Annotated in this window: 20 protein-coding genes and 1 riboswitch; of the genes, 13 read left to right on the top strand and 7 right to left on the bottom strand. The window is 71.8% G+C overall.

The window, feature by feature from the left end:
- Window positions 1-4 precede the first annotated feature (4 nt).
- Entirely contained in the window at window positions 5-1,699 is a 1,695-nt protein-coding gene (locus tag ACIRB4_RS13025; RefSeq protein WP_403290604.1) for a flavin monoamine oxidase family protein, read from the top strand.
- A 102-nt stretch (window positions 1,700-1,801) separates the two neighbouring features.
- Here ACIRB4_RS13025 and ACIRB4_RS13020 read toward each other — a convergent pair whose 3' ends face one another.
- The 3 genes from ACIRB4_RS13020 to ACIRB4_RS13010 all read right to left on the bottom strand — a co-directional run bounded on the left by ACIRB4_RS13020 (window position 1,802) and on the right by ACIRB4_RS13010 (window position 5,418).
- Entirely contained in the window at window positions 1,802-2,443 is a 642-nt protein-coding gene (locus tag ACIRB4_RS13020) for a DUF5995 family protein (RefSeq protein WP_403291220.1), read from the bottom strand.
- A 242-nt stretch (window positions 2,444-2,685) separates the two neighbouring features.
- The gene (locus ACIRB4_RS13015) at window positions 2,686-4,086 is read right to left on the bottom strand and encodes a uracil-xanthine permease family protein (protein ID WP_403290601.1); all 1,401 of its coding nucleotides are present in this window, start codon (window positions 4,084-4,086) and stop codon (window positions 2,686-2,688) included.
- A 111-nt stretch (window positions 4,087-4,197) separates the two neighbouring features.
- The gene (locus ACIRB4_RS13010; RefSeq protein WP_403290599.1) at window positions 4,198-5,418 is read right to left on the bottom strand and encodes an MFS transporter; all 1,221 of its coding nucleotides are present in this window, start codon (window positions 5,416-5,418) and stop codon (window positions 4,198-4,200) included.
- Window positions 5,419-5,527: 109 nt separating this feature from the next.
- On the opposite strand from ACIRB4_RS13010, the gene ACIRB4_RS13005 reads away from it, so the two are divergent.
- Window positions 5,528-6,661: an ROK family transcriptional regulator gene (locus ACIRB4_RS13005; protein ID WP_403290596.1), complete on the top strand. Its 1,134-nt coding sequence runs from the start codon at window positions 5,528-5,530 to the stop codon at window positions 6,659-6,661.
- 97 nt (window positions 6,662-6,758) lie between these two features.
- Here ACIRB4_RS13005 and ACIRB4_RS13000 read toward each other — a convergent pair whose 3' ends face one another.
- On the bottom strand, window positions 6,759-7,514 hold the full coding sequence (locus ACIRB4_RS13000) for an SDR family oxidoreductase (protein WP_403290593.1): 756 nt from the start codon (window positions 7,512-7,514) through the stop codon (window positions 6,759-6,761).
- Between the two features lie 207 nt (window positions 7,515-7,721).
- The gene (locus tag ACIRB4_RS12995; protein WP_403290591.1) at window positions 7,722-10,094 is read right to left on the bottom strand and encodes a chitinase C-terminal domain-containing protein; all 2,373 of its coding nucleotides are present in this window, start codon (window positions 10,092-10,094) and stop codon (window positions 7,722-7,724) included.
- 254 nt (window positions 10,095-10,348) lie between these two features.
- Window positions 10,349-10,478: riboswitch (FMN riboswitch) on the top strand.
- A 175-nt stretch (window positions 10,479-10,653) separates the two neighbouring features.
- Here ACIRB4_RS12995 and ribD point away from each other — a divergent pair.
- The 10 genes from ribD to ACIRB4_RS12945 all read left to right on the top strand — a co-directional run bounded on the left by ribD (window position 10,654) and on the right by ACIRB4_RS12945 (window position 19,212).
- Complete coding sequence (ribD, locus tag ACIRB4_RS12990; RefSeq protein ID WP_403290588.1) at window positions 10,654-11,742, top strand: bifunctional diaminohydroxyphosphoribosylaminopyrimidine deaminase/5-amino-6-(5-phosphoribosylamino)uracil reductase RibD; 1,089 nt, start codon at window positions 10,654-10,656, stop codon at window positions 11,740-11,742.
- A 2-nt stretch (window positions 11,743-11,744) separates the two neighbouring features.
- Complete coding sequence (locus ACIRB4_RS12985) at window positions 11,745-12,353, top strand: riboflavin synthase (protein ID WP_403290586.1); 609 nt, start codon at window positions 11,745-11,747, stop codon at window positions 12,351-12,353.
- A 44-nt stretch (window positions 12,354-12,397) separates the two neighbouring features.
- The gene (locus ACIRB4_RS12980) at window positions 12,398-12,988 is read left to right on the top strand and encodes a nicotinamide riboside transporter PnuC (protein ID WP_403291219.1); all 591 of its coding nucleotides are present in this window, start codon (window positions 12,398-12,400) and stop codon (window positions 12,986-12,988) included.
- Entirely contained in the window at window positions 12,985-14,262 is a 1,278-nt protein-coding gene (locus ACIRB4_RS12975; RefSeq protein ID WP_403290584.1) for a bifunctional 3,4-dihydroxy-2-butanone-4-phosphate synthase/GTP cyclohydrolase II, read from the top strand. Before ACIRB4_RS12980 ends, ACIRB4_RS12975 begins: the two co-directional genes overlap by 4 nt.
- A 43-nt stretch (window positions 14,263-14,305) precedes the next feature.
- The gene (gene ribH / locus ACIRB4_RS12970; RefSeq protein ID WP_158985358.1) at window positions 14,306-14,791 is read left to right on the top strand and encodes a 6,7-dimethyl-8-ribityllumazine synthase; all 486 of its coding nucleotides are present in this window, start codon (window positions 14,306-14,308) and stop codon (window positions 14,789-14,791) included.
- Window positions 14,792-14,825: 34 nt separating this feature from the next.
- Window positions 14,826-15,098, top strand: coding sequence for a phosphoribosyl-ATP diphosphatase (locus ACIRB4_RS12965; protein WP_053643769.1), 273 nt, complete (start codon window positions 14,826-14,828; stop codon window positions 15,096-15,098).
- Between the two features lie 48 nt (window positions 15,099-15,146).
- Window positions 15,147-15,995: an ATP phosphoribosyltransferase gene (hisG, locus tag ACIRB4_RS12960; protein WP_403290582.1), complete on the top strand. Its 849-nt coding sequence runs from the start codon at window positions 15,147-15,149 to the stop codon at window positions 15,993-15,995.
- A gap of 63 nt (window positions 15,996-16,058) precedes the next feature.
- A complete protein-coding gene (locus ACIRB4_RS12955; protein WP_403290580.1) occupies window positions 16,059-16,511 on the top strand; it encodes a PH domain-containing protein in 453 nt (150 codons plus the stop codon).
- 242 nt (window positions 16,512-16,753) lie between these two features.
- Window positions 16,754-18,094, top strand: coding sequence for a hemolysin family protein (locus ACIRB4_RS12950; RefSeq protein ID WP_403290577.1), 1,341 nt, complete (start codon window positions 16,754-16,756; stop codon window positions 18,092-18,094).
- Window positions 18,091-19,212 carry a hemolysin family protein gene (locus tag ACIRB4_RS12945; RefSeq protein ID WP_403290575.1) on the top strand — a complete coding sequence of 374 codons (1,122 nt, stop codon included), beginning with the start codon at window positions 18,091-18,093 and terminating at the stop codon, window positions 19,210-19,212. The genes ACIRB4_RS12950 and ACIRB4_RS12945 overlap by 4 nt, the downstream gene beginning before the upstream one ends.
- Before the next feature lie 163 nt (window positions 19,213-19,375).
- Here ACIRB4_RS12945 and ACIRB4_RS12940 read toward each other — a convergent pair whose 3' ends face one another.
- The gene (locus ACIRB4_RS12940; RefSeq protein ID WP_403290572.1) at window positions 19,376-21,292 is read right to left on the bottom strand and encodes an AAA family ATPase; all 1,917 of its coding nucleotides are present in this window, start codon (window positions 21,290-21,292) and stop codon (window positions 19,376-19,378) included.
- A gap of 365 nt (window positions 21,293-21,657) precedes the next feature.
- Window positions 21,658-22,284 (bottom strand): uridine kinase, encoded by a 627-nt coding sequence (locus tag ACIRB4_RS12935; RefSeq protein ID WP_403290570.1) that lies wholly within the window; start codon window positions 22,282-22,284, stop codon window positions 21,658-21,660.
- A gap of 253 nt (window positions 22,285-22,537) precedes the next feature.
- On the opposite strand from ACIRB4_RS12935, the gene ACIRB4_RS12930 reads away from it, so the two are divergent.
- A complete protein-coding gene (locus ACIRB4_RS12930) occupies window positions 22,538-23,908 on the top strand; it encodes a peptidase C39 family protein (RefSeq protein ID WP_403290567.1) in 1,371 nt (456 codons plus the stop codon).
- Window positions 23,909-23,918 lie beyond the last annotated feature (10 nt).

The following is a 23,918-nucleotide window of genomic DNA, read 5'->3' as shown; positions in this document are numbered from 1 at the left end:
CCCCATGACGTCCACGGTGCCCACCGCCGTCCAGCACACCGACGCCCAGCCGCCGATCACCATGTTCGGTCCGGACTTCCCGTACGCCTACGACGACTACCTGGCCCACCCGGCCGGGCTCGGCCAGATACCCGCGACCGAGCACGGCACCGAGGTCGCCGTCATCGGCGGCGGGCTCTCCGGCATCATCGCCGCCTACGAGCTGATGAAGATGGGCCTCAAGCCCGTCGTCTACGAGGCCGACCAGATCGGCGGCCGGCTGCGCACCGTCGGCTTCGAGGGCACCGGCACCGACGGGCTGACCGCCGAGATGGGCGCGATGCGCTTCCCGCCGTCCTCCACCGCGTTCCAGCACTACATCGACCTGGTGGGTCTGGAGACGCGGCCCTTCCCGAACCCGCTCGCCGAGTCGACCCCGTCGACCGTCGTCGACCTCAAGGGCGAGTCGCACTACGCCGAGACCGTCGACGACCTGCCGCAGGTCTACCGCGACGTCGCCGCGGCCTGGAACAAGTGCCTGGACGAGGGCGCCGACTTCTCCGACATGAACCAGGCCATGCGCGAGCGCGACGTCCCGCGCATCCGCGAGATCTGGGCCAAGCTCGTCGAGAAGCTCGACAACCAGACCTTCTACGGCTTCCTGTGCGAGTCGGAGGCGTTCAAGTCCTTCCGGCACCGCGAGATCTTCGGCCAGGTCGGCTTCGGCACCGGCGGCTGGGACACCGACTTCCCCAACTCCATCCTGGAGATCCTCCGGGTCGTCTACACCGAGGCCGACGACCACCACCGCGGCATCGTGGGCGGCTCCCAGCAGCTGCCGCTGCGCCTGTGGGAGCGCGAGCCGGAGAAGATCGTCCACTGGGCGCAGGGCACCTCCCTCTCCTCGCTCCACGGCGGCGCCCCGAAGCCGGCCGTGACCCGGCTGAACCGCACCGCGGGCAACCGGATCACCGTCACGGACGCATCCGGCGACATCCGTACGTACCCGGCGGCGATCTTCACCGCGCAGTCCTGGATGCTGCTGTCCAAGATCGCCTGTGACGACTCGCTCTTCCCGATCGATCACTGGACGGCGATCGAGCGCACCCACTACATGGAGAGCTCCAAGCTCTTCGTCCCGGTGGACCGGCCCTTCTGGCTGGACAAGGACGAGGAGACCGGGCGGGACGTCATGTCGATGACGCTGACCGACCGGATGACCCGCGGCACGTACCTCCTGGACGACGGCCCGGACAAGCCGGCCGTCATCTGCCTCTCGTACACCTGGTGCGACGACAGCCTGAAGTGGCTGCCGCTGTCCGCGAACGAGCGGATGGAGGTCATGCTGAAGTCGCTCGGCGAGATCTACCCCAAGGTCGACATCCGGAAGCACATCATCGGCAACCCGGTGACGGTCTCCTGGGAGAACGAGCCCTACTTCATGGGCGCCTTCAAGGCGAACCTGCCGGGCCACTACCGCTACCAGCGCCGTCTGTTCACGCACTTCATGCAGGACCGGCTGCCGGAGGACAAGCGGGGCATCTTCCTCGCGGGTGACGACATCTCCTGGACGGCCGGCTGGGCCGAGGGCGCCGTCCAGACCGCCCTCAACGCGGTGTGGGGCGTGATGCACCACTTCGGCGGCGCCACCGACGCCACCAACCCCGGCCCTGGCGACGTGTACGACGAGATCGCCCCGGTGGAGCTCCCGGAGGACTGACTCCGTACGCACACAGACCGGCCCCCGTGGAACTTCCCGGGGGCCGGTCCCGTTGGGGGAGTGGGGCGGACAGCATCGGTGCGCGAGCGGCCGCGAGAGCGGTCAGCCGCACGGTGCGAGCGGCGTCAGCAGCATCCGCCCCACCAGACCCACCGACCGGTCGAGGCGTTCGGAGAACTCCTCGGCCAGGTCGGGCAGCCCCCGCAGCTGCCACAGCGAGCGGGCGGCGAGCCAGGCCCCGTCGCGGGCCCGGTCCAGGCTCCAGCAGCCGAGCAGATGCGTCAGCGGGTCCGTGACCTCCAGGAGGTCCGGGCCCGGCATCACTTCCTCCCGGATGCGCTCCTCCAGCAGGACGAGGATGTCGCCGACGCGGTCGAACTCGTCCTCCAGCTCCTTCGGCGCGCAGTCCAGCGCCTGGCACGTGTCGACCACGGCGAGCGCCAGGTCGTGGCCGATGTGCGCGTTGATGCCGGCCAGCGCGAACTGCAGCGGCCGTACGCCGGGATGGCGCCGGTAGCTGAAGAGCGGCCGCCAGCAGGCCGGGGCCGGCCTTCCCCCGGCGACGGCGTCGACCACCGAGAGATAGCGCTCGGCGAAGCGGACGTCGAGGGTCGCGGCGGCACGCCGGTCCGCGAAGGTGCCCGCCGCGATGGCGTGGCCGATCTCCTCCGTCACCGTCAGATAGACGCGGTTGAAGACGGCGACACCGTCGGTGGGATGCCAGGCCGACCGGATGGCCCGCATCCGGTCCACCACCGGGTCGACCGCCGTGAAGGGCCCGATCCCCTCGGTCCCGATCTGTTCGTCACCGATCCGCTCGCCGTCGAGCCGGGGGCTGCCGATCTGCTGGGTCTGCGCCATGAGGGCAGCGTTCCAGCAGCCGGGCCCGGTGGGAACTCCCCGGGCCCGGCTTCCCCAGAACGGGCGAACGCGGCTGGGCCGAGGCGCCCGGCCCCGTAAGCCCGGCATGATCCGAGCGGGAGGCCCTACGCCTTGGTGGCGGGCTTCTCGTCGGGGGTGCTCTCGTACGAGCTGGTGCCGGAGTCCAGCAGGGGCTCCTGGCCCTTCATGTGCGCCGGGGCGAAGGCCCGCAGCACGTGGTAGCCGGTGATCACGACGAGGGTGCCGAGGGCGATCCCGCCGAGCTCGAAGGTGTCGGTGAAGGTGAGCTTCACCCCGCCGACCCCGATGATGATGCCCGCCGCAGCCGGCACGAGGTTGAGCGGGTTGCGCAGATCGACCTTGGCGTTGATCCAGATCTGCGCGCCGAGCAGGCCGATCATGCCGTAGAGGATCACCGTGATGCCGCCGAGCACACCGCCCGGGATCGCCGCGACGACCGCGCCGAACTTGGGGCAGAGGCCGAAGAGCAGCGCGAAGCCGGCCGCGGCCCAGTAGGCGGCGGTGGAGTAGACGCGGGTGGCGGCCATGACGCCGATGTTCTCGGAGTACGTGGTGTTGGGCGGGCCTCCCACGGCGGTGGAGAGCATCGACGCGGCGCCGTCCGCGGCGATCGCGGTGCCGAGCTTGTCGTCCAGCGGGTCGCCGGTCATCTCGCCGACGGCCTTGACGTGGCCGGCGTTCTCGGCGATCAGGGCGATCACGACGGGCAGCGCGACCAGGATCGCCGACCATTCGAAGCTGGGGCCGTGGAACGACGGCAGGCCGATCCAGTCGGCCTTGGCGACACCGGAGAGGTCGAGCCGCCAGTGGTCGGTGACCTGGCCGCCCGGGGACATGGAGTGGATCTTGCCGAAGACCAGGTCGAAGACCCAGGAGACGGCGTAGCCGAAGATCAGGCCGAGGAAGATCGCGATGCGCGACCAGAAGCCGCGCAGGCAGACGACGGCGAGCCCGGTGAACAGCATCACGAGCAGCGCCGTCCACTGGTCCTGCGGCCAGTAGGTGGCGGCGGTGACCGGGGCGAGATTGAAGCCGATCAGCATGACGACGGCGCCGGTGACGATCGGGGGCATCGCCGCGTGGATGATCCGCGCGCCGAACTTCCGTACGGCCAGACCCGCCAGGAACAGCGCCGCGCCGACGACCAGGACCGCGCCGGTGACGGTGGCGCTGCTGCCTCCGGAGGCGCGGATGGCGGCGGCGACTCCGACGAAGGAGAGCGAGCAGCCGAGGTAGCTGGGGACCGTGCCCCGGGTGGCGAGGAGGAAGATTACCGTCGCCACGCCGGACATCATGATCGCGAGGTTCGGATCGAGTCCCATGAGGACCGGGGCGACGAAGGACGCGCCGAACATGGCCACCACGTGCTGGGCGCCGAGTCCGGCCGTACGCGGCCAGGAGAGGCGCTCGTCGGGCCGGACCACGGCTCCTGGAGCGGGTGTCCTCCCGTCGCCGTGCAGGGTCCAGCGCACGCCGAGGTTCATGGGTCGCTCCAGTTCTCCGGTTCCGGTGGCCGGTTCGCCGCGCGAGACATCAGCCGAAAAAGATCAGCCACATGGTAATCCGCCGCTGGTCACCGGCGTCCGGCGAGAGGTCTACGAGACCTTGCCCGTGCTCGCCGCCGGGCTGTCGCTCGCGGCCGGGGCGGTCGTGGCCCGGGCGCCCGGCCGGAGCACCCCGGCGAAGAGCACCAGGCCGAAGGTCAGCAGAGTGACCAGGCCGAAGGAGAACATCAGCGAGGTCGCGTCGGCGATCCCGCCGATCGCCGAAGGGGCGATCAGACCCGAGGTGTACGTGATGGTGGCGACGCCCGCGATGGCCTGGCTGGGGTTGGGACCGCTGCGGCCGGCCGCAGCGAAGGCGAGCGGGACGACGACCGCGACCCCCAAGCCGATCAGACCGAAACCGGCCATGGCGAGGGCCGCGTGCGGAGCGAACACCACGAGCAGCCCGCCGAGGGTGGCCGCGACGCCGCCGACCCGTACCGTCCGTACGGCGCCGAACCGGTCCACCACCCGGTCGCCGACCAGCCGGGCGACGGCCATGGTCAGCGCGAAGGCGGTGGTCGAGGCGGCCGCGACGCCGGCCGACGAGCCCAGCTCGTCCCTCAGATAGACCGCCGACCAGTCCAGGCTGGCGCCCTCGGCGAAGACCCCGCAGAACCCGATCGCTCCGATGACGAGCGCGGACTTCGGAGGCAGGGAGAAGCGCGGCGGCGGTTCCTGGTCGGGAGTGCTCCGCAGATCGGGCACGCCCTGGCAGAGGGCGAGGCCGAGGGCGGTCAGGACGAGGGCGGCGATCAGATGGTGGAGCCGGGCGTCCCCGCCGAGATGGGCGGCGACGGTGCCCGCGGCCGAGCCGATGAGCGCGCCCGCGCTCCACATGCCGTGCAGACTGGACATGATCGACTTGCCGAGCCGGTTCTCGACCTCGACACCGAGGGCGTTCATCGCCACGTCGGACATGCCGGCCGTGGCGCCGAAGACGAAGAGCGCCGCGCACAGCCCGTAGATGTTCGGGGCGAGCGAGGGCAGGGTCAGGGAGAGCGTCCACAGGGCGAGTAGTCCGCGCAGCGCGGGGCGGGCGCCGAAGCGGTGGCTGATCGCGCCGGCCACGGGCATCGCGAGCGAGGCGCCGATGGCGGGGAAGGCGAGGGCGAGGCCCAGCTGACCGGCGCCGACGCCCGCGTGGTCCTGGATCCACGGGATGCGGGTGGCGAAACTGCCGGTGACCGCGCCGTGGACGCAGAAGACGGCGGCGACGGCGAAACGGGCCCGCCGCAGGCGCTCGGTACTGAAGACGGTCTCGCCCGCCATGGGCCCTCCCCGGCTGTCACTCTCGCTCCGCTGCTGGTGCCGCCGTAAACTATCAGGAACCCTGCCTGATAAATAGTGGGCGCTACCAGAAGTCTGAGAGGATCCCGGCATGCCCGCATCTCCGAGCACCGCCCGGGCCATCAACGACCGGCTCGCCCTGCGACTGCTCCAGGACGAGGGGCCGCTGACGGCGACTCAGCTCAAGACGCTGACCGGACTCTCCCGGCCGACCGTCGCCGACCTCGTCGAACGGCTCCAGGGCTCCGGACTCGTCCGGGTCGTGGGGGAGTCCGGTGCGCAGCGGCGCGGCCCGAACGCCAAGCTGTACGGGATCGTCGCCGACCGCGCCCATCTCGCCGCCCTCGACGTGCGGACCCGGTCCGTCTCCGTCGTCGTCGCCGACCTGCTCGGCACCACGCTCGCCGAGGCGACCGTGCCGATCGGGGAGGGCACGGGCACGGAGCCCGCCGTCGAGCGGGCGGTCGCCCTCCTGGAACGCACGGCGAAGGAGGCGGGCGTCGGCGCGCTGCACAGCGTCGGCATCGGCGCGCCCGGCCTCATCGACCCGGCGACCGGGGAACTGCACGACTCCTCCGGGCTGCCGGCCTGGCACCGGCGGCTCGTCCCGGCGCTGCAGGAACGGCTTCCCGCGACCGTGCTGGTGGAGAACGAGACCAATCTGGCGGCCGTCGCCGAGCAACGCCTGGGCGCCGTGCGGGACCGCGACACCTTCGTCCTGCTCTGGCTCGGCCAGGGGGTCGGCGCGGCCGTCGTCCTGGACGGCAGGCTGCGCCGCGGGGCCTCGGGCGGCGCGGGGGAGATCGGCTTCCTGCCGGTCCCCGGCACCTCCGGGCTGCCCTCGGCGACCGACTGCGCGGGCGGCTTCCACGAGCTGGTCTGCGTCACGGCCGTCGACGCACTGGCCGTCCGGCACGGCCTGGAGCCCCGTACGGCCCTCGCCCCGGGCGACGGCCCCTTCCTGGATGCCCTCGCGGACCGCCTCGCCGTCGGCGCCGCCGCCGTCGTCTCGGTCCTGGACCCGGGGTGCGTCGTCCTCGGCGGCGAGACCGGCCACGCGGGCGGCGCCGCCCTGGCGGCCCGCGTGGAGAAGCGGCTCACGGCCCTGTCGCCCCTGCGGACGGAGGTCCGCGCCACCGCCCTCGGGGACGCGGCGGTCCTCCAGGGTGCTCTCCTGGCCGCCCGCGACGCCGCCCAGGACGCCCTCTTTCCGGCCGGCGCCTGACCGACCGAGACCGAGGCCGCCCGTACGTCGCGGGGGAGCGGGCTTTACGGCGTGCTCCGAGCCGGCCCGTACGTCGCGGGGCGCGGGGGAGCGGGGCTTACCGGGCGCTCGGCCGCGCGTGCTCCGTCCTCGCGAGGAACTCGGCGAAGGTGCCCTTCCCCACCGCCCGCTCCGGCGTGAGGTTGCCGCCCTCGCGCAGCGCCCGCGCCACGCGGCCCGGAAGCGGGAGCGGCACCCGGAGCCGCCGCCGCCCCGAGGCCCGCAGATACAGCTCGGCGAACTCCCCGAACGACAGCGCCTCCGGGCCGCCCATGTCCGGGACCCGCCCGGCCGGAGCCGCGGTCGCCAGCTCGGCCAGGCGGTCGGCGGCCTCGGCGGCCTCGATCGGCTGGGAGGAGATTCCCGACGGCACCGGCATCACCGGCAGCCGCGCCGCTCCCCGCACGAGCGAGAGGATCAGATCGTGGAACTGCGTCGTCCGCAGCACCGTCCAGCCGAGCCCGGACTCCTCCACGAGCCGCTCCACGGCCAGCTTCGTTCTGTAGTAGCCCAGCGGGACGCGGTCCACGCCGACGATCGAGATGTAGACCAGGTGCCCGATCCCGGCCCGCCGCGCCGCGGCGATCAGCCGGCGGGCCGCGTCCTCGTCGCCGCGTGGCGCCGTGGCGCAGTGGACGACGGTGTCGACACCGTCCAGGGCGGTGTCGAGGCCGGGCCCGCCGGCCCGCAGATCGACGGCGTACGGCCGGGAGTGCCGGCTCAGCACCCGTACGTCGTGCCCGTCGGCCGTCAGCCGTTCGACGACGAGCCGGCCGAGTGTCCCCGTACCGCCGGTCACCACAATCGTGGTCATCGCTGCTTCGTCCCCTCGTGGTGTGTGCACGCTGTCGAGGGTATGAACGCACGGCGTCCTCCGAATGTGACATCGACCGCCGCGTCGAGACGGCCCGCCGCCACGGGCCCGGCCTGCCGGAGGAGGCCGGGACCCGTGACGACGGGCCGGGGACCCGGCGGCGGCAAGGGCCGTGAACCGCCGCCGGGCGTTCTTTCGCGGAGAGGGTCAGCAGGCGCCCTGGTCCCGCCAGACGCCCCACTCGCCGGTCGTGCCCGGCTCCTCGTTCTGGGTCCACCACTGGGCCTTCCAGGTGCGGCCCTTGTGGGAGACGAGCGAGCCGCCGTTGTAGACCGTGCCGGCCACGTACGCCGGCGCGGTGCAGCTGCCGCCCGGGTTCGTCGGGGTCGGCGTCGGTGTCGGCGTCGGGTTGGTGGGCGTGGGCGTGGGCGTGGGGGTGGGCGTGGGCGTCGGGGTCGATCCGCCCGGCTCCACCACCGTCGTCCCCCGCGCCAGGTCACCGGCGAGCGCGTACGTCGTACCTGCGATGTTCACCGTCCAGTTCGACGGCGTGGAGACCGGCAGGTAGTAGTTGAACGCCAGGTCGACGCTCGCGCCCGGGGCCAGCGACTGCCAGGCCGGCAGCTTCAGGGACACCCGGTGGAAGTCGCCCTTCAGCCCGCCCACGTTGCTGCCCGTGTGGTCGCTGCTGATCACCTTCGTACCGAAGCCGGACTGGTCGGAGGCGTTGCCCGGCGCGGCCGTCGCGTAGTCGAACTGGAACTCCGTACCGCCCGGCAGCGTGGCCGCGGTGCGGTTGGTGATCTTGATCTTGGGGGTGATCGGGTAGTTGGAGTCGCCCAGCTTGAACTCGGTGAACTCGACGCCGACGTTCACGGCCTTCGTCGGCAGCGTCGCGTTCGACTTCTTCGCGCCATAGGGGGCGGCCGCCTTGAACTTGTCGTACATCAGCGAGGTGAGCGTGTCACCCATCTCGTACTGGCCCTTGGCGGCGTTCCAGTCGTAGTCGCCCGCCATCTCCCAGACCATGGTGCCGCCGATGCCGCGGTCGACGACGTAGTCCGACTTGGCGGCCACCGACTGCTCGTCCTCCGTGGAGAGGAAGACCTTCTTTTGCGCGTTCCACAGCCACGGCGCGACCAGCGTGGAGTCGTACTTACGGGCGTAGGTGCCGGTCAGCGTGGTGCCCGCCGGGAATCCGTACCGGGTGACGTAGTCGCCGACGATCCCCTTCTCCAGGTTCTTGGCGTGCCACATGGGGTTGGAGCCGGCCGGGGACTCGGCGCCATTGGTGTCCTTGTCGTGCCACAGGTTGTCGATGCCGACCGCGCCGTCACCGCACTTGGTCAGCCCCGAGCCGGCCGGGCAGGTGGTCGCGGCCGCCTTGCCCCACAGTCCGTCGGTGCCCCCCTGCACGTTCTTGTGGCCGCGGGTGTAGTAGGGCAGGCCGATGTTGATCCGGCCCGCCGGCATGGAGCCGCGGAAGTAGTGGTACGCCCAGTCGGTGTTGAGGTAGCCGATGCCGCCGTACTGGGAACTGCCGTAGACGTTGGCGGCGGCCAGCTCGGCGTCCTTGCCGTCGTCGAAGAGCGAGGCGTTGGGGCCGACGTACTCGTTCCAGGCGCCGTGCAGGTCGTAGGACATGATGTTGACGTAGTCCAGGTACCGCTGCATCTGGTACGTCTCCATGCCGCGCAGCAGATAGCCGGAGGAAGGCGCGGCGACGGTCAGCAGGTAGTGCCTGCCGTCGGCGGCGCCGGCCCGGTCGAGCTTCTCGCGCAGCGACTTCATCAGCGCGTCGTAGCCCTTGACCAGGCCCGCGCGGCGGGCGTTGGAGAGCTGCCAGTCGAGCGGGTTGCCCGCGTCCTTCATCGTCGTCGGGTACTCGTAGTCGATGTCGACGCCGTTGAAGCCGTACTTCTTGATGAAGGCGACGGCCGAGTCCGCGAACGTGTCGATCCCGGCGTGGTTGACCGAACCGTCGGCGTTGGTCGCCATCGAGTAGAAGCCGCCGGAGTTCACGCGGGTCCCGTTGTCGTCGAAGTAGCCGCCGGTCTCCGCCCAGCCGCCGACGGAGATCAGCGTCTTGACGTCCGGGTGCTGCTTCTTGAACTTGTTGAGCAGGTTGAAGTGGCCCTTGTAGGCGAAGGCCGGGTCCATCTCCGCGCCGGCGACCCCTGGCCAGGTCATCCCGGTGGCCGCGTTGTTCGGCCCGTCCGTGCCCACCGACAGCTTGTTGTCCGAACCGACGTGCCCGAAGGCGTAGTTGATGTGGGTGATCTTGTCCCAGGGGATGTCGTGGGCGAGGTAGGCGGGCTCGCCGTTCTTGCCGGTCCGCCAACCGGTGAAGTAGCCGATGACCCGGCGCTGGTGGTCCGCGCCCATCTTCTCGCGGCCCTCGGCGTCGTAGACCGAGCAGTACGGGACGTCCACGCCGGGGGTCTTGTACAGACCGTCCGGCCGGCAGCTCTCGTTGTCGGCGGCATGCGAGACACCGCCGGAGAGCGTGCTGATCAGCAGCCCGGCGACGGCCGCACCGGACGCGAGCAGCGAGGCTCTCGTCTTCGTGGGGGACAACACGATCGGTTCCTCCTGGGAGGTAGGACAGAACACAACGAACAAAGGGGTGGGTCGTGTTGGGCCCGTGGAGTGCGCACACCGGCGAGCCGTACCTCGGAGGTGACACGGAGATTAAGAGGACTAGACCAGTGCGTCAATAGGTCTGTACCAACTGGAGGGTTTCGGTGGTGCCGCCACAGCCCTGTGAGCCAGCCCACAGGGCCTCACCCGCATGGCCCATGAGCGTCCGTGGCACACTGGCCCTGTATCAGCAGCAGCGCACTCCGGGGTCGGTGTAATTCCGAACCGGCGGTATAGTCCGCGACCCGTCCGCAGCCAGCGGCCGGTTGACCAGGTGAGATTCCTGGACCGACGGTGAAAGTCCGGATGGGAGGCAGTGCGCGGCGGGCGACCCTTCACGGGCGCGCCGGCCGTATTCCGCTGGTCGCCGCCGCCGGACCTCCGGCGCCCGACGGCCACCGGTGTATCCGGCCTCGGCGTCCCTTTGCGAAGCGTCGTACCCGCTCTCTGTCGTCATCGACAGCCCCGGAGTCCGTGCCCGAAGAGGCAGGAGGACCCGGTGGCCCCGCAGGCCGACATCACCGCCATGCGCCGAGCGGTCGCGCTCGCCGCCCGAGGTCTCGGCTCCACCAGCCCCAACCCGGTCGTCGGCTGCGTCATCCTCGACGCCTCGGGACACCAGGTCGGCGAGGGCTTCCACCAGCGCGCCGGCGGACCGCACGCCGAGATCCACGCCCTGCGCGCGGCCGGCGTCCTCGCCCGCGGCGGCACCGCCTATGTCACCCTCGAACCCTGCAACCACACCGGTCGCACCGGCCCCTGCGCCCAGGCCCTCGTCGAGGCCGGGATCAGCCGGGTCGTCTACGCGGTCGGTGACCCGAACCCGCAGGCCACAGGCGGTGCGGACACGCTGCGAGCAGCCGGCGTGGAGGTCTCCCGGGGCCTCCTGGCCGACGAGGCGGAGGCGGGCAACATCGCCTGGCTCACCTCCGTACGCCTCGGCCGGCCCTTCGTACGGTGGAAGTACGCCGCCACCCTCGACGGCCGGATCGCCGCCGCCGACGGCAGCTCCCGCTGGATCACCTCCGCCGAGTCCCGGGCCGACGTCCACCGGCTGCGCGCCGAGGCCGACGCCGTCGTGGTCGGTTCCGGCACCGCCCGCGCCGACGACCCCCATCTGGCGGTACGGGGCTTCGAAGGGGCCGTCCAGCCCCTGCGGGTCGTCGTCGACACCGAGGCGAGCGCCGTCAAGCCGGGCGCCCGGGTCCTCGACGACGCCGCCCGCACCGTGATCGCCGTGGCCGAGGACGTGCTCCCGGAGGAGACCATGCACTTCCCCGAGACCTGGCGGCTCTCCCGCGCACCCGGCGGCGGCCTCGACATCCCCGAACTCCTCGCGGCCCTCCACCAGCAGGGCGTCCGCTCCGTCCTCCTCGAAGGCGGGCCGACGCTGGCCGGCGCCTTCGTCCGCGCGGGCGCCGTCGACCAGGTCGTCGGCTATCTCGCCCCGGTCCTCCTCGGCGCGGGACCGAACGCCCTCGCCGACGCCGGAATCACCACCATCACCGACGCGTTGCGGCTCGATGTCAGCGAGACCGTCCCCGTCGGCCCCGACCTTCGTATCACTGCCACCCTCAAGGGAGCCTGAGCGTGTTCACCGGAATCGTCGAAGAACTGGGTGAGGTCACCGCCGTCGAGAAGCTGGCGGACGCCTCCCGCTTCCGTCTGCGCGGCCCCCTGGTCACGGAAGGCGCCAAGCACGGCGACTCCATCGCCGTCAACGGTGTCTGCCTCACGGTCGTCGAGTCCGGCGACGGCGAGTTCACCGCCGACGTGATGGCCGAGACGCTCAAGCGCTCCTCGCTCGGCGCGCTCGACGTCGGCTCCCGGGTCAACCTGGAGCGGCCCATGGCCGTCGGTGACCGCCTCGGCGGACACATCGTCCAGGGCCACGTCGACGGCACCGGCACGGTCCTGGACCGCACGCCGTCCGAGCACTGGGAGATCGTCAAGGTCGCCCTGCCGGCCCACCTCTCCCGGTACGTCGTCGAGAAGGGCTCGATCACGGTCGACGGCGTCAGCCTCACCGTCGTGGAGGCCGCCGCCGACTGGTTCACCGTCAGCCTCATCCCGACGACCCTCGCCCTGACCACGCTCGGCGTCAAGCGCCCCGGCGACCCGGTCAACCTCGAGGTCGACGTCATCGCCAAGTACGTCGAGCGACTGCTCGGCGCGGAAGCCGAGGAGAACGCGAAGTGAGCTGGCTCAACTCCGAGGCCTTCAGCGCCTTCGGTCAGCACATCATGTGGTCCGACATGATCGGCAACACGATCGGCCTGATCGCCCTCGCGCTCGGCTGGCGCCGCTCCATCCTCACCTGGCCCGCGCAGCTGCTCTCCGGCGTCGTCCTCGTCGGCGCCTACGCCTCCGCCCACCTCAGCGGCGGTGTCGGCAAGCAGCTCCTGGTCACCGCCGTCGCCGCCTGGGGCTGGTGGCAGTGGAACCGCGGCCGGCGGCAGGCCCAGGACGGCTCCATCGCCGTCCGCTTCGCCAGCTGGAAGGAGCGCGGCCTCCTTCTCACCGGCGCCGTCCTCGGCACCCTCGCGGTCGGCGGCCTGTTCACCCTCTACCCGTCGCTCTCCTGGAGCCCGTGGGCCGACGCGTACATCTTCGTCGGCACGCTCGTGGCGATGGTCGCCCAGGCCCGCGGCCTGGTCGAGTTCTGGTTCGCCTGGCTCCTCGTCGACCTGGTCGGCGTACCCCTCGCCTTCTCCAGCGGCCTCGCCTTCTCCGGCCTGGTCTACGTCATCTACTTCGCCCTCGTCATCTGGGGCATGCGCGACTGGTGGCTCCGGACGCGTAAGGCTCCCGCTCTGGAAGGAGCCCTCACATGAGCTCGCTGCACCTGTGGGACGCCGCCGACCTCTCCCTCGACCCCGTCGAGCAGGCCATCCGCGACATCGCCGCCGGCCGGCCCGTCGTCGTCGTCGACGACGAGGACCGCGAGAACGAGGGCGACCTCGTCATCGCCGCCGAGAAGGCCACCCCCGAGATCGTCGCCTTCATGATGACCGAGTGCCGCGGCCTGATCTGCGCCCCCATGGAGGACGAGGAGCTCCAGCGCCTCCAGCTCCCGCAGATGGTCGAGCACAACACCGAGTCGATGCGCACGGCCTTCACCGTCTCCGTCGACGCGGCCCCCGCCCACGGCGTGACCACCGGCATCTCCGCCGCCGACCGCGCCACCACCCTCCAGATGCTGGCGAGCGGCACGTACGAGCCGTCCGACTTCGTCCGCCCCGGCCACATCTTCCCGCTGCGCGCCAGGGCCGGCGGCGTCCTCGTCCGCAACGGCCACACCGAGGCCGCCGTCGACCTCGCCCGCCTCGCGGGCCTGCGGCCGGCCGGCGCGATCGTCGAGATCGCCGGCGAGGACGGCGTGATGCTGCGGCTGCCCGAGCTCGTCCCGTTCGCCCGCAAGCACGGCCTCACGATCATCTCGATCGAGGACCTCGTCGCCTACCGCCGCTCCGCCGAGCCGACGGTCCGCCGCGAGGCCGAGGTCCAGCTGCCCACCGCGCACGGCGAGTTCACCGCGTACGGCTACCGCTCCATCGTCGACGGCGTCGAGCACGTCGCCCTCGTCCACGGCGAGATCGGCGACGGCGAGGACGTCCTGGTCCGGGTCCACTCCGAGTGCCTGACCGGCGACATCTTCCACTCGCTGCGCTGCGACTGCGGCCCCCAGCTGCAGGCCTCCATGGACCGGATCACCGAGGACGGCCGCGGCGTCGTGGTCTATCTGCGCGGACACGAGGGCCGCGGCATCGGCCTGCTCTCCAAGCTGCGCGCGTACGAACTCCAGGAACGCGGCCGGGACACCCTCGACGCCAACCTGGAGCTCGGCCTGCCGGCCGACGCCCGCGACTACGCCGCCGGGGCGCAGATCCTCGTCGACCTCGGCGTCCGCAGCCTGCGGCTGATGACCAACAACCCCGAGAAGACCGCCGCCCTCACCCGGTACGGCCTGCGGGTCGAGGGCCGCGAGCCCATGCCGGTCCAGGCGGGCGAGCACAACCTCCACTACCTGCGCACCAAGCGGGACCGGATGGGGCACGACCTGCCCTGGCTGGACGGCGCCCCCGCCTCCACCTGCGGCAACCAGTAAGTCACCTCGTACAGCAAGGCGAGCAAGGCGAACAAGGAGAGACATGAGCGGCAAGGGCGCACCCGTCCTCAGCGTGAAGAACTGCGGCGACCTCAGGGTCGCGGTCGTCGCGGCGCAGTGGCACGAGAAGATCATGGACGGACTCGTCGACGGCGCCCTGCGCGCCCTGCACGAGCTCGGCATCGACGAGCCGACGCTGCTGCGCGTCCCCGGCAGCTTCGAGCTGCCGGTGGTGGCGAAGGTACTCGCCGGTCGCGGCTACGATGCCATCGTCGCCCTCGGCGTCGTCATCCGCGGCGGAACGCCGCACTTCGAGTACGTGTGCCAGGGCGTCACCCACGGCCTCACCCAGGTCTCGATCGACACCGGCGTACCCGTCGGATTCGGCGTCCTGACCGTCGACAACGAGGAGCAGGCCCTCGACCGGGCCGGCCTCGAAGGATCCAGCGAGGACAAGGGCCACGAGGCGGTCACCGCCGCCGTCGCCACCGCGACCACACTGCGCACGGTCAGCGAACCCTGGCGCTAAGTACGTGACCCTTACCCCGTACTCTTAGGACATCATGGCGAACAAAACCTTCGAAGAGCTCTTCGCCGAGCTCAAGCTCAAGGCCGAGAACGGCGACCCGGCCACCTCCCGCACCGCGGAACTGGTGGACAAGGGAGTCCATGCCATCGGCAAGAAGGTCGTCGAAGAGGCCGCCGAGGTCTGGATGGCCGCCGAGTACGAGGGCAAGGAAGCCGCCGCCGAGGAGATCTCGCAGCTGCTGTACCACGTCCAGGTGATGATGGTCGCCCGCGGGATCTCGCTCGACGACGTCTACGCCCACCTCTGAGCCCGGCCCGCTCACCCCTGACACTCCCACGCAAAGGAAGCCCACCCCATGCTGCGCATCGCCGTCCCCAACAAGGGTTCCCTCTCCGGACCTGCGTCGGAGATGCTCCATGAGGCCGGCTACCGCCAGCGCAAGGAGTCCAAGGAACTCGTCGTCATCGACCCCGACAACGAGGTCGAGTTCTTCTACCTGCGGCCGAAGGACATCGCGATCTACGTCGCCTCCGGCAAGCTGGACATCGGCATCACCGGCCGGGACCTGCTGCTGGACTCCGGAGCCAACGCGGAGGAGATCCTCCCGCTGAACTTCGGCCGCTCGACGTTCCGCTACGCCACCCGCCCCGGCACCGCGAACGGCCCCGAGGACTTCGGCGGCATGACCATCGCGACCTCGTACGAGGGAATCGTCGCCAAGCACCTCGCCGACCAGGGCATCGACGCCTCCGTCGTCCACCTGGACGGTGCGGTCGAGACCGCGATCCAGCTGGGCGTCGCCCAGATCATCGCGGACGTCGTCGAGACCGGCACCAGCCTGCGCAACGCCGGCCTGGAAGTCGTCGGCGAGCCCATCCTCAAGTCCGAGGCCGTCGTCATCCGGCGCAACGGCGCCGAGGCCGACCACCCCCAGGTGCAGCAGTTCCTCCGCCGCCTCCAGGGTGTCCTCGTCGCCCGCTCGTACGTGATGATGGACTACGACTGCCGCGCCGAGCACCTGGAGCAGGCGGTCGCGCTCACCCCGGGCCTGGAGTCGCCGACGATCTCCCCCCTGCACAACGAGGGCTGGGTCGCGGTCCGGGCCATGGTCCCGGCCAAGGAGGCGCAGCGGATCATGGACGACCTGTACGAACTGGGTGCCCGCGCCATCCTGACGACGGCCATCCACGCCTGCCGTCTCTGACGACGACGGCCGAGGCGAGGCACGAGGCATGAGGCACGAGGCATGAGGCACGAAGGAACCACGATGGCCGAGTCACCGACGCCCACCCTCCCGGTCACCTTCCGGCCGGGCCGCACCCGCGCGGTCCTGCTGACCGTGGGGACGGTGATGTTCGGCGTCATCACGGCCGTCGCGCTGATGCTGGAGAACCTCGGCCCGGGAGAACGGGCCAGCTTCGTCTTCACCGCGGCCCTCTTCCTCGGCGTCCTCGCGCTGCTCAGCCGCCCCAAGGTCGTCGCCGACGACGACGGCGTCACCGTCGTCAACATCACCCGGACACGCCGACTGGCATGGGCCGAGATCCTGCGGGTCAACCTGCGGCCGGGCGACCCCTGGGTCTTCCTCGACCTGAGCGACGGCACCAGCATGCCCGCGCTCGGCATCCAGCCCGGAATCGCCAAGCAGCAGGCCATCCGCGACGCCCGCGCCCTGCGCGCCCTCGCCGAGGCGCGCGGCACCGGTCCTGAGGCCGGCTGACCCGAACGTACGCCCGCCCACCACATCCGAGGGTCGCCCATACGGGGCCGACCCCCTGCCCCGGGCCCGGTCGGCGTGATTACTCTGGAGGCGGTGGTGCCGAGCGGCACCACCGCCTCGCATGTGCGGGGCCGCGACCGCGGCCCGCGGGGCCCCACCCTGCGACCCGAGGAGTGACTCCCTCCGGCAATGGACGGATCGTCCGGTAGTACCCGCGCCGCCCCCTCCACGGAGGCGGCGGCATGATCATCCCCCTCCTGCTGCTCACCGCGGCCTTTCTCCTGATCCTCGCCAACGGCTTCTTCGTGGCGGCCGAGTTCGGCCTCGTCACCGTGGAACGCGCCGACGCCGAACGCGCCGCGGCCGACGGCGACCGACGCGCCCGCAGAGTCGTCAAGGCGCTGCGCGAGCTGTCCTTCCAGCTCTCCGGCACCCAGCTCGGCATCACCCTCACCTCGCTCGTCGTCGGCATGCTCGCCGAGCCCGCGCTCGCCCGGCTCCTCGGCCCGCCGCTGACCTGGACCGGACTGCCCGAGGGCATCGTTTCCGGGGTGGCGGTCGTGATCGGGATGCTGCTCGCCTCCGCCGTCCAGATGGTGGTAGGCGAACTCGTGCCCAAGAACTGGGCGGTCTCCCGGCCGCTCCAGGTGGCCCGGTTCGTCGCCGGCCCGCAGCACCTCTTCTCGTCCCTCTTCCGGCCGGTGATCGCCCTGCTCAACCGGGTCGCCAACCGGCTGGTCCGGCTCCTGGGCGTGGAGCCCACCGAGGAGCTGGACTCCGTCCGCACCCCCGGTGAGCTGGTCGCCCTGGCCCGGCATTCGGCCCGGGCGGGCGCGCTGGAACAGGACACGGCCGATCTGTTCGTCCGCACCCTGACACTGGGCGGGCTCACCGCACAGCACGTCATGACCCCTCGGGTGAAGGTGAGCGCCCTGCAGACCGACGCCACCGCGGCCGACGTCCTCAACCTCACCCGGGCGACGGGCCTTTCCCGTTTCCCGGTGTACCGCGAACGCATCGACGAGATCGTCGGCATGGTCCATCTCAAGGATGCGCTCGCCGTGCCCCCGCACGTGCGGCCGCGCACCCCCGTCGGCCGGATCGTCGTCCCGCCGCTGCTCGTCCCCGAGACGCTGCCGGCCCAGGCGCTCCTGGAGCGGCTGCGCCGCGAGCAGCCGATCGCCGTCGTCGTCGACGAGTACGGCGGCACGGCCGGGGTCGTCACCCTGGAGGACATCGTGGAGGAACTCGTCGGCGAGGTCCGCGACGAGCACGACACCGCCGCCGACGAGCGGCCCGAGCTGGCCGCCGTCACCGCCGAGGACGGCAGCCCCGCCTGGGACGCCGACGGATCCTGCCGGGTGCACACCCTGCACCGGATAGGAGTCGACGTGCCCGACGGCCCGTACGAGACGGTCGCCGGGCTCGTCGCCGACCTCCTGGGCCGCATCCCGGCGCCCGGGGACCGGGCCGAACTGCCCGGCTGGCGGCTCTCCGTACGGCAGGTGGACCGCTATCGCGCCGCGCGCGTTCGGATCGTGCGCACGGCCGCGCTGCCCCTGGTGCCGGAGGCGGTCCGATGAGCCTGCTCCCGCTGCTGTTCGCCGTCCTTCTCGTGGTGGCCAACGGCTTCTTCGTCGGCGCCGAGTTCGCGCTCGTCTCGGTACGCCGCAGCCAGATCGAGCCGCTCGGCGGCGCCCGGGCCCGCCAGGTGCTGTACGGCCTGGAGAACCTGCCGCAGATGATGGCGGCGGCACAGTTCGGCATCACCGTCTGCTCGTTGACGCTCGGCGCGGTCGCCGAGCCGACGGTGGCCCGACTCCTCGAACCGGTCTTCCACGCCGTACGGGTGCCGGAGGGCCTGATCCATCCGCTCGGGTACGTCGTGGCGCTCGCCGCGGTCGTCTTCCTGCATCTCGTCATCGGCGAGATGGTGCCCAAGAACCTCGCGATGGCGGCGCCCGAGCGGACGGCGCTCTGGCTCGGCCCCGCCCTGGTCGGCTTCGCCCGGATCTGCCGGCCGGTGACCACCGCGCTGGGCGCCTGCTCCCGGCTGATCCTGCGCGCCTTCGAGGTGGAGCCCAAGGACGAGGTCGAGGCCGTCTTCACCCGCGTCCAGCTCGGACGCCTGGTGGAGGACGCGGGGCAGGCCGGACTGCTCGACCCGGCCGAGCAGGAGCGCCTGGAGGACGCCCTCGAACTGGGCAGCCGCCCGGTGACGGACGTGCTCATGGGCCCGGCGGCGCTGGTGACCGTCACCCCGGACGTCACCCCGCGCGAGATCGAGGAGCTGACCGTCCGCACCGGCTACTCGCGGTTCCCGGTGTGCGCCGAGGGGAGCGGGACGTACCTGGGGTTCGTGCACGTCAAGGACGTCCTGGACCTGGAGGAGCGCGAGCGGGCGGTGCCGCAGCACATCTGGCGCCCCATGGCGACGCTCCGCGCCGAGCTGCCGCTCGACGACGCCCTGACCGTGATGCGCCGCGCGGCCACCCACCTCGCCCAGGTGGCGGACGGCTCGGGCCGCGTCCTCGGCCTGGTCGCCCTGGAGGACGTCCTGGAGAAGCTGGTGGGCGAGGTCCGCGACCCGTCCCACCGCGCGCCCGCGCCCGCATCCGCCGACCTGGCGTACCGGGCACCCGCGGCCCGGCCGGTCGGGGACCCCCGCCCGGAGCGGCCGACGGGGGTGCTGGCGGGGTGACCGGGCGGGTCCGGTGGTGCCGGCCGGCCGACACGGGGTGCTGGCCGGCTGTCCCGGCGGGTCCGGGGTGGTGGCGGGGTGACCGGGCGGGTCCGGGGGTGCCGGCCGGCCAAGCCGGCGGTCCGGGGCGGGGGTCCGGGGTGCCGGCCGGCCCCCGGCCGGGTCAGAGGCCCGGTGGCTCCTGGGAGCCCCGGGCCGAGGGGCCGCGGCCCGAGAGGACCTCGCCGTACGCCTGCATCAGGTCCGCGAGCCTGAGCGTGGCCAGGTCCTCGCGGGTCGGGGTGCCGGGGTAGCCGGAGAGGCGGAGGTCGCGGTAGGCGCAGGACTTCTCGTACAGGGTCCGCAGGAAGCGGCCGTTGCCCAGCTCGTCGATCCAGCCCTGGTCGACGACATGGCCGCTGATCGAGCGCAGCTCGTCCAGCGCCTCCTCGTCCCAGGCGTCCCCGTTCGCCGCCGCCAGGACCTCGCCGATCGCGGTGAGTTCCCGGGGGCGGTACGAGGGGAAGTCCACGCGGGTCGTGAAGCGGGAGGAGAGCCCGGGGTTGGTGGCCAGCAGCCGGTCCATGCCCTCGGGGTAGCCGGCCAGGATCACGACCAGGTGGTCCCGGTTGTCCTCCGCCCGCTTCAGCAGCACCTGCAGGGCCTCGTCGCCGTACGCGTCGCCCTTGCTGTAGCCCGTGTTGGAGAGCGAGTACGCCTCGTCGACGAAGAGGACCCCGCCGACCGCCGAGTCGATCAGCTCGTTCGCCTTGACCGCGGTCTGTCCGAGGAACTCCCCGACGAGATCCGCCCGCTGGGCCTCCACGAGATGATCGCCGCCGAGCAGGCCGAGGGCGTAGAAGACCCGGCCCAGAATCCGGGCGACGGTGGTCTTCCCGGTGCCCGAGGGACCGGAGAAGACAAAGTGACGTTTCGGCGGCTGTACGGGCAGACCCTGCCCGGCCCGCAGCCGCGCCATCTCCAGCTGCGCGGACAACGCCTTGACCTGCCGCTTCACCGGCTCCATCCCGACCATGCGCTCCAGCTCGGCGAGCGCCTCGGCGAGCAGGGCCGGGTCGGTCGGGCTGGCCGGGAAGCGCGGGGGCGTCGGCTGGGGCGGGAGCGACGCCTTCTGCCGTACGACGTCGGGCGGCTCGGGCGGTCCGGCGGGAGCTGTGGGAGCCGCGGAAGCGGTGGGCGGCGGGGGCTCCGTGTCCAGCCGCACCCCGTCGGCCACCGGGCTCTCGGGATCGCCCTGGGTACCGCCGACCGCGTCCTGGCCGAGGCCGCCGAGGGTCACCGAGGCCAGCCCGGCGGGGTCCTCCGCGCCCTCGAAACCGTCGTACTCGGTGATCGCCGCCAGGCGGGCGGCCGTGTCCATGAACGCCGGATCGATGCGGTGCACGGCCCGGTAGAGCGGCAGCGCGGCGGCGCTGCGACCGGTTCCCTCGTGCGCCCTGGCCAGCCAGTAGCGCAGCTCCTTGCGCTGCGGCTGCTCGCTGCGGCAGCGCATCAGGGCCGCCGAGAGCAGCGGTTCGGCCTGGCTGTACATCTCCAGACGGACCCGGGCCATCCCGCCGAAGAGCCCCGCTTCGATCCCGAGCAGCGGATCGTCCACCAGCGTCTCGGTGTGCCGGACCAACTGGTCCCAGTCCTTGACCAGATACGACCGGCAGGCGTGCAGGAAGCGCACCTGGGGATCGGTGTCGACGGGGGGAAGGCCCGCGAGCGCCCGGTCCAGCTCGGGCACATGGCGCCCGTCCAGCCAGTGCGAGGCGTGGGCCAGGAGCAGGTCCCGCGGGGTCTCCAGGACGGGCTGCACCCACCAGCCGAGCCAGTACCAGGAGTTCAGGGTGCGGCGGTGGCGGGCCCGCTGTTCGCCGAACCGGTCGCGGTTGCGGTACATCCGCAGCAGCGCCGTCGTGGTGTCCACCCGCAGCGCGTGCAGCCCGAGCCAGCCGTCCGCCATCCCGGGATCGATGCGTACCGCCGTCCGGAACTCTTCCTCCGCCTGCGGATAGGCGCCCATCGTGTAGGCGTCGACTCCCCGCAGCCAGGCGAGCTCGGCCGGGGCCTGTCCGCCCTGAGTGCCGATGTCCATCGGGTCCCCCACAACACGTGCCCCCGTTGCCGTCCCGGCGGGCGGACGCCCGCCGGAAGCCGTACACAACCGCCTTCTCGCGGACGGGATTTGACCGCACCGAGGGGCATCGTACCTGCGCAGAGGGGACACGACGTAGGAGAAGCGCATGATCCGGCGGCGGTGACCCTGGGTGAGCACAGGGCCTTGACGGCTGGCCGGAGAACGGGATGATCAGGGCAGAACGAAGCCCCCGATCACGGGGGAACAACCGGGGGCTTCGTGTCCGCGGCGGCTCCGAAAAGCCGCACATTGAGAACGTAAGACCTGTACGCCCCTTGGGTCAAGCCGAGTTGAGGCACTTGCGGAAGCCGGTTTCCGGTTACTCAGTTCACCGGCCGAGCGCCGTCACGGTACGTGATGATCTGGTTCGGGCCTGCTGTCACTGAAGGCCCAGGAAGCCATTCGTAGCCCTCCTGACACTCCCGTACCAAGGTGTCGGCGAAGGGCCGCGAAGGGTCCTCCTCGAAATGGCGAGTCTCCGCCACCGTCCAGCCGTCCCAGAAGGCCGACAGGGCCGGTCCGTCCCGGTGCCTCCCTCGCGACCAGGACTCCTGCGCCCCGCGGTCCATCCACAGCAGCGCGGCGAGATACGGCCGCAACGCGCGCCTGCCCGCCCCGACACCCTCGATGAGGACGACCGGCGCCGGGGGCAGTGCGCGCGGCGGACCGAAGGCCCGCAGATTCCAGTCGTACGGGTGATACACCGCGGCCTCGCCCCGCGAGAGCGGCTCGATCACCTGGTCCCGCATCCGTTCCGTCCAGGCGAAGAGCTCCTCGTGCGTGGCGAGGTCGTCCAGGCGCAGGACCGGCGCCGCCAGCCGCGCGGCCAGCCGGCCGGCGAAGGTCGACTTGCCGGAACCCGCGTGCCCGTCGACCGCGATCAGCCGCACCGGCCCACAGGACGGGGGCAGGCGGCGCAGCGCGGAGGCGGCGAGGTCGAGGGAGTGCATGCCGTCAGCCTAGATCGTGACCGGAAAGCCTCGCCCGGTGCGCGACGCCTGCGTCGTGTCCGCAGGTCAAGCGCCTGCTCCCGTCACCGGTCTCGACCAATATTGGTCGGCCGACGCGGGGCGAATCGCTGGCAGAGGCGCTTCGCGAGCCGCGATAGTGGTCCCCGCGTTCCACCCCGCACGGCACCACCCGGCCGCGCACCCGCGGCCCCGTCCGTTCGCCACCACCGTTCTCGACTGGGGGTCACCGCCCATGACCAGCTCCACCCCGCGCAGAACCGTCCTCGCCGCCGCCCTCGCGGCCGCCGCCGGTACGGCCGCGGCCTCCGCGGCACCGGCGACCGCCCTGGTCCGCGACACCCCGGACACGGCCCACGTCCCCGCGTCCGCCCTCGTGGACAACCGTTTCTGGACCTCGTACACCGACTGGCGCTCCGGCAGCGCCGCGGGCACCCGCGCCGTCGCGGGCCACCGCCCCGGCCTGGTGATCGCGACCCCCGCCGGGCGCACCGACTACACCGACCCGCACACCGGCACGACCTCCGCCTGGGAGTACGCGAGCTGGACCTCACCGGTTCACATCTCCACCGTCCCCGCCACCGAGGTCATCACCTCCTGGAACGCCGACACCCCGCCCGGCACCTGGATCCAGATCGAGCTGCGCGGCACGTACGACGACGCCACGGCCACCCCCTGGTTCGTGATGGGCCGCTGGGCCTCCGGCGACGGGGACGGCGACATCCGGCGCACCTCGGTCGACGACCAGAGCGACGGCCGCAGCACCGTCTGGACCGACACCTTCGCCGTCGACGACGCCGCGAGCGGACTGCGCCTGGCCTCCTACCAGCTCAGGCTGACGCTCCACCGGACCCCTGGCACCACCGCCACCCCGACGGTGTGGCGGCTCGGCGCGATGGCGTCCGACATCCCGGACCGGTTCACCGTCCCCGCCTCCGTGCCCGGGCTCGCCCGCGAACTGGCCGTCCCGCGCTACTCGCAGAACACCCACGTCGGCCAGTACCCGGAGTACGACAACGGCGGCGAGGCATGGTGCAGCCCGACCTCCTCGCAGATGATCATCGAGTACTGGGGGCGCCGCCCGAGCGCCGAGGACCTCGCCTGGGTGAACCCGGCCTTCGCCGACCCCCAGGTCTGCCACGCGGCCCGGTTCACCTTCGACCACCAGTACGAGGGGTGCGGCAACTGGCCCTTCAACGCCGCCTACGCCGCCACCTACCCGGACATGAACGCCGTGGTCACCCGGCTGCGCTCGCTCACCGATCTGGAGACCCTGATCAGAGCGGGCATCCCGGCCATCACCTCGCAGTCCTTCCGCAAGGAGGAACTGACCGGAGCCGGCTACGGCACCGCCGGCCACCTCATGACCGTCATCGGCTTCACCGCGAACGGCGACGTGATCGCCAACGACCCGGCCTCGCCGAGCAACGAGGCCGTGCGCCGCGTCTACAAGCGGCGCGAATGGGAGAACATCTGGCTCCGCACCAAGCGCTACAACGCCAGCGGCAAAGTGGTCTCCGGCACAGGAGGGGTCTGTTACCTCTACTTCCCCGACCGCCCCACACCCGCGCAGCGCAAGGCATTGGCGGCGGTCGGCATCCGGTGACCGGCGCCCG

The organism is Streptomyces sp. NPDC093600, assembly GCF_044764755.1.
In the GTDB taxonomy this organism is placed as follows: Bacteria; Actinomycetota; Actinomycetes; order Streptomycetales; family Streptomycetaceae; genus Streptomyces.
Note: the sequence above shows the minus strand (reverse complement) of the source record. Positions and strands in the feature narration are given on the sequence as shown.